The organism is Bacillus sp. FSL M8-0063, assembly GCF_038005545.1.
In the GTDB taxonomy this organism is placed as follows: Bacteria; Bacillota; Bacilli; order Bacillales; family Bacillaceae_G; genus Bacillus_A; species Bacillus_A wiedmannii.
This window is the reverse complement of record NZ_JBBOTJ010000002.1, coordinates 145,291-160,961: the sequence shown is the minus strand read 5'-3', so window position 1 is coordinate 160,961 and position 15,671 is coordinate 145,291. Positions and strand designations below refer to the sequence as shown.

Genomic DNA, 15,671 nt, shown 5'->3' with positions numbered 1-15,671 from the left:
GGATTATATATAATAAAGTAAAATTTGACTTTTTAACCACTAAGGAGGAGCATTTTTTTTATGTCAATCGAGGTAGGCAGCAAGTTACAGGGTAAAGTAACAGGTATTACAAATTTTGGGGCTTTTGTGGAGCTGCCAGAAGGCTTAACGGGTCTTGTTCATATTAGTGAAGTTGCTGATAATTATGTGAAAGATATTAACGATCACTTAAAAGTGGGCGACCAAGTAGAAGTAAAAGTTATTAACGTTGAAAAAGATGGCAAGATCGGTCTATCTATTAAAAAAGCGAAAGAGCGTGAAAAAACAGAAGGAGATCGTCCACGTGGTGAATACCAACGCGGTGGCGGTGGCGATCAACAACGTTCTGGACGTCCACAACGTAATCGTTCTTTCAACAGAGATAACCGTGGTGGCGGTAACGAACGAGCTCCAAAAGAAACATTCGAGCAAAAGATGGCACGTTTCTTAAAGGACAGTGAAGATCGTTTAACTTCTTTAAAGCGTAACACAGAATCTAAACGTGGTGGCCGTGGCGCACGTCGCGGATAATAAGAACGTTTAATTCTTAGCATATAGAGAGGTACCCAGGGCGATTGCTCGGGGTGCTTTTTTATATGTGAAAATATATTTTTAAAAAAGTTTTCAAGATGTATTGACTTTAAAATATATCTGAGGTAAGATACTAATTGTCCGTTAAATAAGACGACATGGCGGTGTAGCTCAGCTGGCTAGAGCGTACGGTTCATACCCGTGAGGTCGGGGGTTCGATCCCCTCCGCCGCTATATTTAATTTAACGGCCCGTTGGTCAAGTGGTTAAGACACCGCCCTTTCACGGCGGTAACACGGGTTCGAATCCCGTACGGGTCATCCTAAAAAGATCATGCAAATTTGCATGATCTTTTTTTGTTAAATAAATTAAGACATACAACACTTCTACAAAATCACCCTATATTTTCTGAATGTTCAATTAAAATAGTGAGAATAAATTACATACCGTGTATATATGTAGAGTTATTTCGAATAAAAAGTCGAACGATTATAAAAGTGAAAACTGTTGTTTTGACAAAAATCCCAATAATCATCTTTTATAATGACAGTAATTAAACTATGCAGGTGGTGTTAAAAATATGCCTAAAGCAGGAAGGAATACTATGAATACAAGTGCATTGGCAATGAATGAGAGTCAGCTTGGAGCAGTAAAGTGGACGAGTAAGTTGCGAATGAAGTTTGAGCAGGTTTTCTTTAGATGGGGATTTATTATTGTTGTTATTGGTTTTCTTTTGGGACGAGCGTATATATTAACAAACATTTTACCGTTTGCACTGCCGTTTTTTGCTGCTGTTTATGTTATGAAGCGGGATAAAATGCCGCTCGCGTTCTTGGCTCTTATGGGGGGCGCACTTTCAGTTTCGATAGATAATTTATTCTTTACCTTTGCATCTATTTTTACTTTCTTCATTTATAATATCTTCTTTAGTCGGTTTACACGTAAAACTGTTGGACTTGTTCCATTCCAAGTATTTATCTCCGCATTAACCGCACATTTAGTTGTTGTATATTTCGCGCAACAAACTGTCACCATGTACGATTTACTCGTTAGTACGATTGAGGCAGGGCTTAGCTTCGTATTAACTATGATATTTTTACAAAGTGTTCCGCTTTTAGTAGAACGAAAAGGTAAACAACAAGCGCTAGAGACAGAAGAAATTGTTTGTTTAATTATATTACTAGCATCTGTTTTAACAGGTACAACAGATTGGTTTGTATATGACGCTTCTATTCAACATATTTTTACTAGGTATTTAGTGCTCGTGTTTGCATTTATCGCGGGGGCTGCTACAGGATCTACAGTGGGGGTCGTCACTGGATTAATATTAAGTTTAGCCAATGTCTCCAGTTTGTCTCAACTTAGTCTACTTGCTTTTTCTGGGTTGCTTGGTGGTTTGTTAAAAGAAGGGAAGCGTTTAGGTGTTAGTTTAGGTTTATTAATTGGGACGAGCTTGATTACGCTATATGTAGACAGGCAAACAAACATTGTGACAACTTTAATTGAATCTGGTGTGGCGATTGTGTTCTTCTTATTAACACCGAAACTTGTTATGGATCGTATTGCTAAATTCATGCCAGGCACACAGGAACATTCACAAGATCAACAACAGTATTTAAGAAGGATGCGTGATGTTACAGCGAATAAAATTAATCAATTTGCCAATGTATTTGCTGCTTTATCTAATAGCTTTTCTGTATATGGATATGTGGAGGAGGAAGATAAAGAGACAGAAGCGGATTTGTTCTTAAGTACAATTACTGCAAAAACATGTCAAACATGCTTTAAAAAGGACCAATGCTGGGTAGTTAATTTCGACAAAACGTACGATTATATGAAACAAATAATGAGTGAAACGGAAGAGGGGACGTTGCAGCATAATCGGAAGTTAGTTCGTGAATGGGACAAGCATTGTGTGAGAGGGAAGAAAGTGACGGATTTAGTAGCGGGTGAATTAGATCACTTCTATGAAGGACAAAAATTACGAAAACAAATGAAAGAAAACCGTAGAATAGTAGCGGAGCAACTATTAGGTGTATCAAAAGTTATGGAGGATTTTGCTAAGGAGATCCAAAGAGAACGAGAAAATCATCAAGTGCAGGAAGAACAGATTATGCAAGCGTTTCGTGATTTTGGCGTAGAAGTAGAGCATGTTGATATATATTGTTTAGATAGAGGAAGTATTGATATTGAAATGTTGATTCCGGTTGCATCTAATGAACATGGAGAATGTGAAAAGTTAGTTGCGCCGATGCTTTCTGATATTCTAAAGGAAAATATTGTTGTTAAACATGAAGAAAAATCTTCTTATCCGAACGGCCACAGCTTAATATCATTTGGTTCAGCAAAAACGTATTCTCTTGATACTGGGTTGGCCACAGCTGCAAAAGGCGGTGGGTTTGTTTCTGGTGACTCTTATGCGATGATGGATTTGAGTGTTGGTAAATATGCGCTTGCAATTAGTGATGGTATGGGAAATGGGCAAAGAGCTCATATGGAGAGTAAAGAAACGGTGAAATTATTACAAAAAATACTTCAATCAGGCATTGATGAGGAAATAGCGATTAAATCTATCAATTCTATTCTTTCTTTAAGAACAACAGAAGAGATGTTTACGACGTTAGATTTAGCTATGGTGGATTTACGGGATGCGAGTGCGAAATTTTTAAAGATTGGATCGACGCCGAGTTTTGTTAAACGCGCGAATAATATTTTGAAAATTGAGGCAAGTAATTTACCGATGGGGATTATTGAGGATGTTGAAGTTGATGTAGTAGGTGAACAATTAAAAACGGGCGATATCCTTATTATGATGAGCGATGGGATTTTCGAAGGAGCGCAACATGTAGAGAATCACGAGCTATGGATGAAACGAAAAATTAAAGAATTACAAACCGAAGATCCGCAAGAAATTGCTGATATCATTATGGAAGAGGTGATTCGCTCTTGTGATGGTTATATAAATGACGATATGACTATCGTTGTGGCGAAAGTGAAGAAAAATATGCCGAAGTGGGCTACGATTCCAATTGTAGGAATGCAGGCACAATAAATTTTAAGTGTGATGTTTCTTTATCACTGTTTCTTTCTAAAAACCTAGGTGGATGCCTAGGTTTTTTTACTTTAAAAGATAATGTTATTATTTTTGTGAATATGTACGGATGATGTAAGATAAAAATGTAATTTTTGTATATCTTTTTTTTGCACAATGTTTGTAAAAGTTGTACCATTATAAACAAGGTAACTAACGTTGCTGTTCTTGTTTAATGAAAGGTGATTACGAAGTTGAAAGATACATTTGTTGAAAAGGTAGATGACTTTGTAAAGCAGCATGATGTATTAAAGGAACGTTCAACAATTGTTGTAGGGGTTTCTGGTGGTCCTGACTCTTTGGCTCTTTTATATTATTTGTTAGAAAAAAGAGCAGCAAAACAGTTTGAAATTGTAGTGGCACATGTGGATCATATGTTTAGAGGTGATGAATCTCATGAGGACCTACAGTTTGTGCAGGACCTTTGTAAAGGGCTGGGAGTTATTTGCGAAACGATAAGGATTAATGTGTCGCAATATCAACAGCAACACGGAATGAATGCACAGGTTGCTGCTAGAGAATGCAGATATGCATTTTTGGAAAGAATAATGAAGAAATATGATGCGAGATATGTAGCTCTTGGACATCATGGTGATGATCAAGTAGAGACGATTTTAATGCGCCTTGTACGAGGGAGTACTCCGAAAGGATATGCAGGAATTGCAGTGAAGCGTCCTTTTCATAATGGATATTTAATTAGGCCGTTACTTGGAGTAACGAAGGAAGAGATTGTTGATTACTGTAATAAGCTAAAAATAATTCCCCGTATAGATCCAAGTAATAAAAAGGAAGTATATACAAGGAATCGATTACGTAAATATGTTCTTCCTCATTTGAAAGAAGAAAATTCACAAGTGCATGAGAAATTCCAAAAATTTAGCATGCAAATGCAAGAGGATGAGGCGTATTTGCAGGAATTAGCTTTTGAGAAAATGAATAAAGTAATTACAAAAAAAAGTGATAAACAAATTAGCTTATCAATTCCTGCCTTTGAATCCATGTCTATGTCTTTACAAAGAAGAGGGATTCAACTAATATTAAACTATCTTTATGAATATAAGATTCCATCTTCTCTTTCCTCTATACATATTGACAAAGTGATTGAGTTTTTTAAGCGGACACAACCTTCGGGTTCACTTGATTTTCCAGGTGATTTAAAAATTGTTCGCGCATACGAAGAGTGCAGCTTTGGATTTAAACAAGGAATTGTTTCTCCTTTTTTACAAGATTTATCAGTGCCCGGGACAATTACGCTATCGAACGGGGATAAGCTTGTAACAGAGGTGAGCGAAGACATACCAAGTAACATGAATGAAACAGTATTTGTTGCTAAGTATAATGATATATCATATCCACTTCGTATTCGTTCTAGAGAAAATGGAGATCGCATGTCAATACAAGGTATGAATGGCACAAAAAAGATAAAAGCTATCTTTATCGAAGCGAAAGTACCAAGAGAAAAAAGAGAAGAATGGCCGGTCGTTTGTGATGCAAGTGGGAATATTATTTGGGTACCCTTGTTGAAGCGATCTGCATTTGCTATCTCGAAAGAGACGGCAAAGAAGGATAAATATATGATTATTCACTACAAAAGCAAGGAGTCTTCCGGGAGGATAATGAAATGATGAATCAAGATATCGAAAAAGTATTAATTTCTGAAGAACAAATACAAGAAAAGGTGCTCGAATTAGGCGCAATTATTGCAGAGGATTATAAAAACACAGTACCTCTTGCGATTGGCGTATTAAAGGGCGCGATGCCATTCATGGCAGATTTATTAAAGAGAACAGATACATATCTTGAAATGGACTTTATGGCTGTATCTAGTTATGGTCACTCTACCGTTTCAACAGGCGAAGTGAAAATTTTAAAAGACCTTGATACTTCTGTAGAAGGTCGCGATATTTTAATCGTTGAAGATATTATTGATAGCGGTCTTACGCTAAGTTACTTAGTAGACCTATTTAAATATCGTAAAGCGAAGTCTGTAAAAATTGTTACGTTATTAGATAAGCCGACAGGCCGCAAGGTAGATTTGAAAGCGGATTATGTTGGATTTACTGTTCCGCATGAATTTGTTGTAGGATATGGATTAGATTATAAAGAGCAGTACCGTAATCTTCCTTATGTAGGAGTATTAAAACCAAGCGTTTACTCAAATTAATTAAATACAGGCGTTACAATTGTATAGGAAAGTTTTTCTATGTTACGATTTACAATAGTGTTTATGCCGTGAGAGGAGGTTAGGAATGAATCGTATCTTCCGTAATACCATCTTTTATTTACTGATATTCCTAGTAGTAATTGGAATCGTGAGCTATTTTAATGGTTCGACGCAAAAAACGACATCAGTTAGCTACGATAAATTCATTACTAAACTAGAAAAAGGTGAAGTGCGTAATGTGCAACTTCAACCGAAAAATGGTGTATTTGAGGTAAAAGGACAATTTAACAACTCTAGCCAAGGAGAACAATTTGTTACTTATGCACCAAATACTGAGGAATTACAAAAGAAAATTAATGACAAAGCGCAAGGTGCTGAAGTTAAGTATCAACCAGCAGAAGAAACAAGTGCTTGGGTAACGTTCTTTACTTCTATCATTCCGTTTGTCATTATCTTCATTTTATTCTTCTTCTTATTAAACCAGGCTCAGGGCGGCGGTAGCCGTGTTATGAACTTCGGGAAAAGTAAGGCGAAGTTATATAATGACGAAAAGAAAAAAGTTCGTTTCAGAGATGTTGCTGGAGCGGATGAAGAGAAACAAGAGCTTGTTGAGGTAGTTGAATTCTTGAAAGATCCTCGTAAGTTCGCTGAAGTTGGTGCTCGTATTCCGAAGGGTGTTCTATTAGTAGGACCTCCAGGTACAGGTAAAACTTTACTAGCACGTGCCGTTGCAGGTGAGGCTGGCGTTCCATTCTTCTCTATCAGTGGTTCTGATTTCGTAGAGATGTTCGTTGGTGTCGGTGCATCACGTGTACGTGATTTATTCGAAAATGCAAAGAAAAATGCTCCTTGTATCATTTTCATTGATGAAATTGATGCAGTAGGACGTCAACGTGGCGCAGGTCTTGGTGGTGGCCATGATGAGCGTGAGCAAACGTTGAACCAATTACTTGTTGAAATGGATGGATTCGGTGCAAACGAAGGTATTATTATCATTGCTGCAACAAACCGTCCCGATATTCTTGATCCAGCGTTATTACGTCCAGGTCGTTTTGACCGTCAAATTACAGTAGATCGTCCAGATGTAAATGGCCGTGAAGCTGTACTGAAAGTACATGCTCGTAATAAACCGCTTGATGATCATATCAACTTAAGAGCAATTGCAACTCGTACACCAGGGTTCTCTGGTGCTGATCTTGAAAACTTATTAAACGAAGCTGCTTTAGTAGCTGCGCGTCAAGATAAGAAGAAAATTGATATGAGTGACATTGATGAAGCAACGGATCGTGTTATTGCAGGTCCTGCTAAGAAAAGTCGTGTTATCTCTGAAAAAGAACGTAATATCGTTGCATTCCATGAAGCTGGCCATACTGTAATTGGTGTTGTCCTTGATGAAGCAGATATCGTTCATAAAGTAACAATTGTCCCTCGTGGTCAAGCTGGTGGATATGCAGTGATGCTTCCGAAAGAAGATCGTTACTTCATGACAAAACCAGAGTTACTTGATAAAATCACTGGTTTACTTGGTGGTCGAGTAGCTGAAGAGATTGTGTTTGGTGAAGCAAGCACAGGTGCTCACAACGACTTCCAACGTGCGACTGGTATTGCAAGACGTATGGTTACGGAATTCGGTATGAGTGATAAGCTTGGACCAATGCAATTCGGTAGCTCACAAGGTGGTCAAGTGTTCTTAGGAAGAGACTTCCATTCAGAACAAAACTACAGTGATGCAATTGCACATGAAATCGATGTGGAAATGCAAACTATTATAAAAGAATGTTATGCTCGCGCGCACCAAATTCTTACTGAAAAACGTGATAAGCTAGATATTATTGCGAAAACGTTACTTGAAGTAGAAACGTTAGATGCAGAGCAAATCAATCATTTATATGATTACGGCAGATTGCCAGAGCGTCCAACATCTTCAGATGATGTGAAAGTAAACATCAATATGAAGAAGGACGATGAAGAATCAGAAGATAAGTAAGAGATGAAGGAGTGACGATGGTCACTCCTTTTTTTATTTGTGGAACGAAATGAAGTAGAAAAAGAATTTAAATAAATTGGGTATTAAAAATTGAAATAGAGCGTAATCTTTTTGTAAAATGATGAGGATAGAAAAGCTGATTATATAAGTATGTGTGATATGATGTTTTTATAAGTTTTATACATACTGCACAAATATAGATTAAATAAGATAAGTGGTGAGAATATGATTTTTGTATTGGATGTAGGGAACACAAATGCTGTACTAGGCGTGTTTGAAGAGGGGGAACTTCGTCAACACTGGCGCATGGAAACAGATCGTCATAAGACAGAAGATGAATATGGAATGCTTGTCAAGCAGTTGCTTGAGCATGAAGGTCTTTCGTTTGAAGATGTGAAAGGTATTATCGTGTCTTCAGTCGTACCACCAATTATGTTTGCTTTAGAGCGCATGTGTGAAAAGTATTTTAAAATTAAACCGCTTGTAGTAGGTCCTGGAATAAAAACAGGGCTAAATATTAAATATGAAAATCCACGTGAAGTAGGCGCGGACCGAATTGTAAATGCGGTAGCAGGAATCCACTTGTATGGAAGTCCGCTTATTATTGTCGATTTCGGTACGGCTACTACATATTGTTATATTAACGAAGAAAAGCATTATATGGGTGGAGTTATTACGCCGGGAATTATGATTTCAGCAGAGGCTTTATATAGTAGAGCGGCAAAACTTCCTCGTATTGAAATTACAAAACCAAGCAGTGTTGTTGGAAAGAATACGGTAAGTGCAATGCAATCTGGTATTCTTTATGGTTATGTTGGACAAGTGGAAGGTATTGTTAAGCGTATGAAAGAGGAAGCTAAACAAGAACCGAAAGTTATTGCAACAGGTGGATTAGCGAAATTAATTTCAGAAGAATCGAATGTAATTGACGTTGTAGATCCATTTTTAACATTAAAGGGTTTGTATATGTTATACGAGCGTAATGCAAATTTACAGCATGAGAAAGGTGAATAAATGAGTATGAAAGATTATTTAGTAAAAGCGTTAGCGTTTGATGGGGAAGTGCGTGCATATAGTGTACGTACTACAAACACAGTAAGTGAGGCGCAAAGACGTCATGATACATGGAGAACAGCTTCAGCGGCACTTGGTCGTTCTTTAACTGCAGGTACAATGATGGGCGCGATGTTAAAAGGTGACCAAAAGTTAACGATTAAGGTAGAAGGTAATGGTCCGATTGGTCCCATCTTAGTAGATGCTCATGCAAATGGGGATGTACGTGGTTATGTAACGAATCCACATGTTGATTTTGAAGGAACGGAACAAGGAAAATTACGTGTATATCAAGCGGTAGGTACTGAGGGATTTGTAACAGTAATTAAAGATATTGGTATGCGTGAGCCGTTTATTGGTCAATCTCCAATTGTTTCAGGAGAATTAGGGGAAGACTTCACGTATTATTTTGCAGTTTCTGAGCAAACACCTTCTTCTGTAGGAGTTGGCGTTCTTGTAAATGGAGATGACAGCGTATTAGCGGCAGGTGGATTTATCCTTCAAATTATGCCAGGTGCACAGGAAGAAACAATTTCATTCATCGAAGATCGTTTGCAAAAAATTCCTCCTGTATCAACGTTAATCGAACAAGGGCTTTCTCCAGAAGAGTTACTGTATGCAGTTCTTGGAGAAGATAAAGTAAAAGTATTAGAAGTGATGGATGTTCAATTTAATTGCACATGCTCACGCGAACGTATTGAGAGTGTGTTAATTAGTTTGGGTAAAACAGAGTTAGAGCAAATTCGCGAAGAAGAAGAAGAGACAGAAGTTCATTGTCATTTCTGTAATGAGCGATACAAGTTTTCTAAAGAAGATATTACAAATTTAATTGAGAGTTTGTCATAAGGGAAGTGAGGGAATCCATCCTCTAAATAGATTGACAAACAGGGAATTTTCTGACAAAATCGAAATATAGATAAAACCAATAAAAATACTCGGTGTTAGGAGTGACAGGAATGCGAGTGGCACAATCAGTTTCAGAATTAATCGGGAAAACGCCGATCGTTAAGTTGAACCGCATCGTAGAATCAAACAGCGCAGATATATACTTAAAATTAGAATTTATGAATCCAGGGAGCAGTGTTAAAGATCGTATTGCATTAGCTATGATTGAAGATGCTGAAAAAAAAGGATTATTAAAAGAAGGCGATACAATCATTGAGCCAACAAGTGGTAACACAGGAATTGGTTTAGCGATGGTAGCGGCCGCTAAAGGATATAAGGCAATTTTAGTAATGCCAGAAACAATGAGTATTGAGCGTCGTAATTTATTACGTGCTTACGGTGCAGAATTAGTATTGACTCCAGGACCTGAAGGAATGGGTGGAGCGATTCGTCAAGCGACTGAATTAGCAAAAGAGCATGGCTACTTTATACCACAACAGTTCAAAAATCAATCAAATCCAGAAATTCATCGTTTAACAACAGGGCCAGAAATTGTTGAACAAATGGGTGAACAATTAGATGCGTTTATTGCAGGTATTGGTACAGGTGGAACGATTACTGGTGCTGGTGAAGTACTGAAGGAAGCGTATAAAGATATTAAAATTTATGCAGTAGAACCTGCGGATTCACCAGTACTATCTGGTGGGAAACCGGGTCCACATAAAATCCAAGGAATTGGGGCGGGATTCATCCCAGAGACATTGGATGTAGAGGTATATGATGAAATTGTTCAAGTAAAAGCAGAGCAAGCATTTGAATATGCAAGAAGAGTGGCTAAAGAGGAAGGTATTTTAGTGGGTATCTCTTCTGGAGCAGTTATTTATGCAGCAACAGAAATTGCGAAAAAGTTAGGTAAAGGGAAAAAGGTACTTGTTATTATCCCAAGTAACGGTGAACGTTATTTAAGTACACCGCTTTATCAATTTGAGTCTTAATTATATGTGATTGAAAAAGCATCCTTGAAAAGGATGCTTTTTCTTTTTGGATTGGAAATAGGAAAAGAGTGAATGACTAGAAAACTTCATGTAAAATAAGAGGTAGTATAATTAATTTATTTTCACTAGCCTTCGAGTATAACCACTTTATATACATAACGAATGTAGTTTGAAGTGGTTAATCTAAGAGGGTGGGATAAAAGAAGACGGGGTGTTGATATGCAACGAAGAAAATCTTTAGCGCTTTCTATTCCATATCAGTTAGATTTCTTTAAGCAGTATAAATTTCTTTCTAAGGATAAACCGCAACATATTTTGTTAGAGAGTGGACGTGGCGGTCGTTATAACATTGTGGGGTTGAACCCAGTAGCGGTAATCCGAGGGAAGGGTGAAACGTTACATATAAGCGAAAGTGGTAAGGAAACAATAAAACAAGGAAACCCATTAGATTTAATGCAGGAATATATGGAGCGATGGAAAACGGACTATAATCCGGAATACCCTCCATTTCAAGGTGGTGCAATTGGTTACTTTAGTTATGATTGCATCCGTTATATTGAAAAACTCCCTTCCCTTGCGGAAGATGACATTAATATACCTGATATATTCTTTTTATTATTTGATGATGTGTTTGTTTATGATCAAAAAGAAAAAGTATTATGGATTATTACACATTATGTAGATAAGCATGAAGAGGCAAAAGAGCGATTAAATGAATGGAAGATTCTTTGGGCGACAGAAGCGCCAGAAGTGAATATACCTTTTGCGTGCCCTGAAGAGAAAAGTGAAACAGTTGCTTTTACAGAAGAAAGCTTTATGAAGGCGGTTGAATGTATTCAAGAATATATTGGAGCTGGTGATGTGTTCCAAGTAAACTTGTCGACAAGGCAAGAAAGAACGTTACAAACACACCCACTCGAAATTTATACAAGTCTTCGTGAAATTAATCCATCTCCATATATGGGTTACTTGGAGCTCGGGGATTTTCAAATTGTTAGTGGATCGCCAGAGTTGCTAATTAAGAAAGAGGGAACCGAAGTAAGTACAAGACCGATTGCTGGAACGAGATCTAGAGGGGCGAATGAGCAAGAGGATGAAGAATTAGCAAAAGAATTAATTGAGAACGAAAAAGAAAGAGCAGAGCACGTCATGCTTGTGGATTTAGAACGAAATGATTTAGGGCGTGTTTGTAAATATGGCACTGTAGAAGTAGATGAATTTATGGTAATTGAGAAATACTCACATGTTATGCATATTGTTTCTAATGTGCGTGGTGAGGTGGAAGAAGATAAAGATGCTTTTGATTTAGTGAAGGCTGTATTCCCTGGGGGAACAATTACTGGTGCCCCGAAAATACGTACGATGGAAATTATTGAAGAATTAGAACCTGTTCGCCGAGGGATTTATACAGGTTCAATCGGGTGGATCGGTTATTCTGGAGATACAGAATTGAATATTGTAATTAGAACACTGCTTGCTAAAGATGGAAAAGCACATGTACAAGCAGGAGCAGGAATTGTAATTGATTCGAATCCGGAAAATGAATATAAAGAGTCGTTAAAAAAGGCGATTGCTTTATGGCGTGCAAAAGAACGTAGCGAAGAAACGGTTAGGTGAGAGAAATGATATTAATGATTGATAATTATGATTCTTTTACATTTAATTTAGTGCAGTTTCTTGGAGAACTTGGACAAGAGCTTGTTGTTAAACGTAACGATGAAGTGACTATTTCAGATGTTGAGAATATGAAACCAGACTTTTTAATGATTTCGCCAGGTCCGTGTAGTCCTAATGAAGCGGGTATTAGTATGGAGGTTATTCAATACTTTGCTGGAAAGATTCCGATTTTTGGGGTTTGTCTTGGACATCAATCCATTGCACAAGTGTTTGGTGGAGAGGTTATACGTGCGGAGCGCTTAATGCATGGGAAAACGTCGCTTATGCATCATGACGGAAAGACGATTTTTTCGGATATCCCTAATCCGTTTACTGCGACACGTTATCATTCCCTTATCGTTAAGAAAGAGACGTTACCTGATTGCTTAGAGGTAACATCTTGGACAGAAGAAGGGGAAATTATGGCGCTCCGTCATACAACATTACCGATTGAAGGTGTACAGTTCCATCCGGAATCAATTATGACTTCCCACGGAAAAGAGTTGTTGCAGAATTTCATTCGTAAATACAGTCCAAGTGTGACATCATGTTAATTTACTTAAATGGTGAGTATGTAGAAGCAAGTGAAGCGAGAATTTCTCCTTATGATCATGGTTATTTATATGGTCTTGGAGTTTTTGAGACGTTTCGTATTTATAATGGTCATCCTTTCTTATTGGATGATCATTATGACCGTTTAATAGATGCGCTGGATACATTGCAAATTAAATGGACAATGACGAAAGATGAAGTACTGCTTATTTTGAAGAATTTACTCGTTAAGAATGAATTAGAGCATGCATATGTACGTTTTAATGTATCAGCGGGTATAGATGAAATTGGATTGCAAACGAAAATGTATGAAGAGCCGTCTGTTATTGTTTTTATAAAACCTTTAGCAGCCCCTGAAGATGTAGTAGAAAAAGAAGGGGTTGTTTTAAAGCAAGTGCGAAATACACCAGAGGGTGCGTCTCGCTTAAAGTCTCATCATTATTTAAATAACATTTTAGGAAAACGTGAAATTGGAAATGTTGTGAATAAGGAAGGTATTTTTCTTACTGAAACAGGTTATGTTGCAGAGGGTATTGTTTCGAATCTCTTTTTCGTGAAAGGTGATATTTTGTATACACCTTCGTTAAAAACGGGGATTTTAAATGGTATCACTCGTGCGTTTATTATAAAGGTTGCTGAAGGGTTGGGCATCGAAGTAAAGGAAGGTTTCTTTACAAAAGATGAATTACTTTCCGCTGATGAAGTTTTCGTAACAAACTCGATTCAAGAAATTGTTCCACTTTATCATATAGAGGGGCGAGATTTCCCGGGTAAAGTAGGTGTGGTTACAAAAAGGTTTATGAATCTTTACGAAATGCAGAGAGAGAAATTGTGGAGCAGAAATGAATTGTGAAGAGGAGATGTGTAGTTTGAAGTGGGATTATGATTTGCGCTGCGGCGAATATACATTGAACTTAAATGAAAAAACTTTAATTATGGGGATTTTAAATGTAACACCAGATTCGTTTTCCGATGGTGGGAGTTACAACGAGGTAGAGGCTGCGGTGCGCCATGCGAAAGAAATGCGAGATGAAGGTGCTCATATTATTGATATCGGCGGTGAATCTACTCGCCCAGGTTTTGCTAAAGTATCAGTGGAAGAAGAAATCAAGCGAGTTGTTCCGATGATTCAGGCGGTTGCAAAAGAAGTGAAATTGCCTATTTCTATCGACACGTATAAAGCTGAAGTTGCAAAACAAGCAATCGAAGCTGGCGCTCATATTATTAATGACGTTTGGGGAGCGAAGGCGGAACCAAAAATCGCTGAAGTTGCAGCTCATTACGATGTACCTATTATCTTGATGCACAATCGCGATAACATGAATTACCGCAATTTAATGGCTGATATGATTGCTGATTTATATGACAGTATTAAAATTGCTAAAGGTGCTGGTGTGCGAGATGAGAATATCATTTTAGACCCAGGCATTGGTTTTGCTAAAACACCTGAACAAAATTTAGAAGCGATGCGTAATTTAGAACAGTTAAACGTACTGGGTTATCCGGTTCTCTTAGGTACTTCAAGAAAGTCCTTTATTGGACATGTGTTAGATTTACCGGTAGAGGAACGTCTTGAGGGAACGGGAGCTACCGTTTGTCTCGGCATTGAAAAGGGCTGTGAGTTTGTTCGTGTTCATGATGTGAAGGAAATGACACGTATGGCTAAGATGATGGATGCGATGATTGGTAAGGGGGTAAAGTAATTGGATAAAATTTATGTTCATGATATGGAGTTTTACGGTTATCATGGTGTATTCCCAGAGGAAAATAAATTGGGTCAGAGATTTAAAGTGGACTTAACGGTGGAGTTGGATTTGAAACAGGCAGGAGAAAGTGATGACTTAGAGCATTCTGTCAATTATGGAGAGCTTTTCGAGTTATGTAGAAAAGTTGTTGAAGATAGAACGTATAAGCTTGTAGAGAGTATCGCTGAAAATATTGCTGCAGATATATTGAAACGATATGAGAGTATTTTCCGTTGTACAATTAAAGTAATTAAACCAGATCCGCCGATACCTGGACATTATCGTGCTGTAGCAGTGGAAATTACGAGAGAACGTCCATGAATAATATAGCTTACATTGCATTAGGTTCAAATATCGGAGAACGTTATACGTATTTAACTGAAGCGATTCAGTTTTTAAACAAAAACCCGTATATCCAAGTTAACGATATTTCATCTATATATGAAACAGAGCCAGTTGGCTATACTGACCAAAGTTGCTTTTTAAATTTAGTTATAAAAATTTCTACCAATTTATCACCGCAAGAATTATTGAAAATTACACAAAGAGTAGAGAATGATTTAGGAAGAAAAAGGGAAATTAGATGGGGTCCGAGGACCATCGACCTTGACATTTTACTATATAATCAAGAGAATATTGAAGCAGAGAATCTTATTGTTCCGCATCCGCGGATGTTCGAAAGAGCTTTTGTTATCGTTCCGTTGTTAGAGATTAATCAAGATATAAAACAAAACATTTCACGTTCACAAGTAGAAGAAATGAAAAGGCGAGAGGGAGTAACGGTATGGAAGCAGAAAAATGGGGAAGACGCATTCGTGCTTTTCGAAAGCTGAAAGGTTATACACAAGAAGGTTTTGCGAAAGAGTTAGGGGTATCTGTATCTGTTTTAGGTGAAGTTGAGAGAGGGAATCGATCGCCTTCCCAAGATTTTGTAGTGGAAGTTGCTAAGGCATTAAAGGTTTCAGTGGAGGAATTAATGCCGAAGTGACTATGAA

At 37.6% G+C, this 15,671-nt stretch carries 15 protein-coding genes and 2 tRNA genes; all 17 read left to right on the top strand.

Annotation, left to right across the window (positions count from 1 at the left end):
- Positions 1–60: 60 nt before the first annotated feature.
- The 17 genes from MKX31_RS23370 (at position 61) to MKX31_RS23290 (ending at position 15,664) form a co-directional block, all read left to right on the top strand.
- On the top strand, positions 61–549 hold the full coding sequence (locus MKX31_RS23370) for a S1 domain-containing RNA-binding protein (RefSeq protein ID WP_000021454.1): 489 nt from the start codon (positions 61–63) through the stop codon (positions 547–549).
- A 160-nt stretch (positions 550–709) separates the two neighbouring features.
- Positions 710–783, top strand: a tRNA-Met gene (locus tag MKX31_RS23365).
- Positions 784–796: 13 nt separating this feature from the next.
- Positions 797–868, top strand: a tRNA-Glu gene (locus MKX31_RS23360).
- A gap of 260 nt (positions 869–1,128) precedes the next feature.
- On the top strand, positions 1,129–3,600 hold the full coding sequence (spoIIE, locus tag MKX31_RS23355) for a stage II sporulation protein E (RefSeq protein WP_340981596.1): 2,472 nt from the start codon (positions 1,129–1,131) through the stop codon (positions 3,598–3,600).
- A gap of 233 nt (positions 3,601–3,833) precedes the next feature.
- Positions 3,834–5,264, top strand: coding sequence for a tRNA lysidine(34) synthetase TilS (gene tilS / locus MKX31_RS23350; protein ID WP_064475160.1), 1,431 nt, complete (start codon positions 3,834–3,836; stop codon positions 5,262–5,264).
- The gene (gene hpt, locus MKX31_RS23345) at positions 5,261–5,803 is read left to right on the top strand and encodes a hypoxanthine phosphoribosyltransferase (RefSeq protein WP_000981838.1); all 543 of its coding nucleotides are present in this window, start codon (positions 5,261–5,263) and stop codon (positions 5,801–5,803) included. Before tilS ends, hpt begins: the two co-directional genes overlap by 4 nt.
- A gap of 85 nt (positions 5,804–5,888) precedes the next feature.
- Positions 5,889–7,790 (top strand): ATP-dependent zinc metalloprotease FtsH, encoded by a 1,902-nt coding sequence (ftsH, locus tag MKX31_RS23340; protein ID WP_016085296.1) that lies wholly within the window; start codon positions 5,889–5,891, stop codon positions 7,788–7,790.
- A 225-nt stretch (positions 7,791–8,015) separates the two neighbouring features.
- Complete coding sequence (locus MKX31_RS23335) at positions 8,016–8,804, top strand: type III pantothenate kinase (protein WP_000578367.1); 789 nt, start codon at positions 8,016–8,018, stop codon at positions 8,802–8,804.
- Between the two features lie 6 nt (positions 8,805–8,810).
- Positions 8,811–9,689 carry a redox-regulated molecular chaperone HslO gene (gene hslO / locus MKX31_RS23330; protein WP_088047084.1) on the top strand — a complete coding sequence of 293 codons (879 nt, stop codon included), beginning with the start codon at positions 8,811–8,813 and terminating at the stop codon, positions 9,687–9,689.
- A gap of 110 nt (positions 9,690–9,799) precedes the next feature.
- The gene (cysK, locus tag MKX31_RS23325; protein WP_064475161.1) at positions 9,800–10,723 is read left to right on the top strand and encodes a cysteine synthase A; all 924 of its coding nucleotides are present in this window, start codon (positions 9,800–9,802) and stop codon (positions 10,721–10,723) included.
- 219 nt (positions 10,724–10,942) lie between these two features.
- Entirely contained in the window at positions 10,943–12,340 is a 1,398-nt protein-coding gene (gene pabB / locus MKX31_RS23320; RefSeq protein ID WP_087979110.1) for an aminodeoxychorismate synthase component I, read from the top strand.
- A gap of 5 nt (positions 12,341–12,345) precedes the next feature.
- Positions 12,346–12,933 carry an aminodeoxychorismate/anthranilate synthase component II gene (pabA, locus tag MKX31_RS23315; RefSeq protein WP_064475163.1) on the top strand — a complete coding sequence of 196 codons (588 nt, stop codon included), beginning with the start codon at positions 12,346–12,348 and terminating at the stop codon, positions 12,931–12,933.
- The gene (gene pabC / locus MKX31_RS23310; RefSeq protein WP_088047082.1) at positions 12,927–13,784 is read left to right on the top strand and encodes an aminodeoxychorismate lyase; all 858 of its coding nucleotides are present in this window, start codon (positions 12,927–12,929) and stop codon (positions 13,782–13,784) included. The genes pabA and pabC overlap by 7 nt, the downstream gene beginning before the upstream one ends.
- Positions 13,774–14,634 carry a dihydropteroate synthase gene (gene folP, locus MKX31_RS23305; RefSeq protein ID WP_142315072.1) on the top strand — a complete coding sequence of 287 codons (861 nt, stop codon included), beginning with the start codon at positions 13,774–13,776 and terminating at the stop codon, positions 14,632–14,634. Before pabC ends, folP begins: the two co-directional genes overlap by 11 nt.
- Positions 14,635–14,997, top strand: coding sequence for a dihydroneopterin aldolase (folB, locus tag MKX31_RS23300; RefSeq protein WP_064475166.1), 363 nt, complete (start codon positions 14,635–14,637; stop codon positions 14,995–14,997).
- Complete coding sequence (gene folK, locus MKX31_RS23295; RefSeq protein ID WP_064475167.1) at positions 14,994–15,509, top strand: 2-amino-4-hydroxy-6-hydroxymethyldihydropteridine diphosphokinase; 516 nt, start codon at positions 14,994–14,996, stop codon at positions 15,507–15,509. The genes folB and folK overlap by 4 nt, the downstream gene beginning before the upstream one ends.
- Complete coding sequence (locus MKX31_RS23290) at positions 15,461–15,664, top strand: helix-turn-helix domain-containing protein (RefSeq protein ID WP_000387029.1); 204 nt, start codon at positions 15,461–15,463, stop codon at positions 15,662–15,664. The genes folK and MKX31_RS23290 overlap by 49 nt, the downstream gene beginning before the upstream one ends.
- Positions 15,665–15,671: the final 7 nt, after the last annotated feature.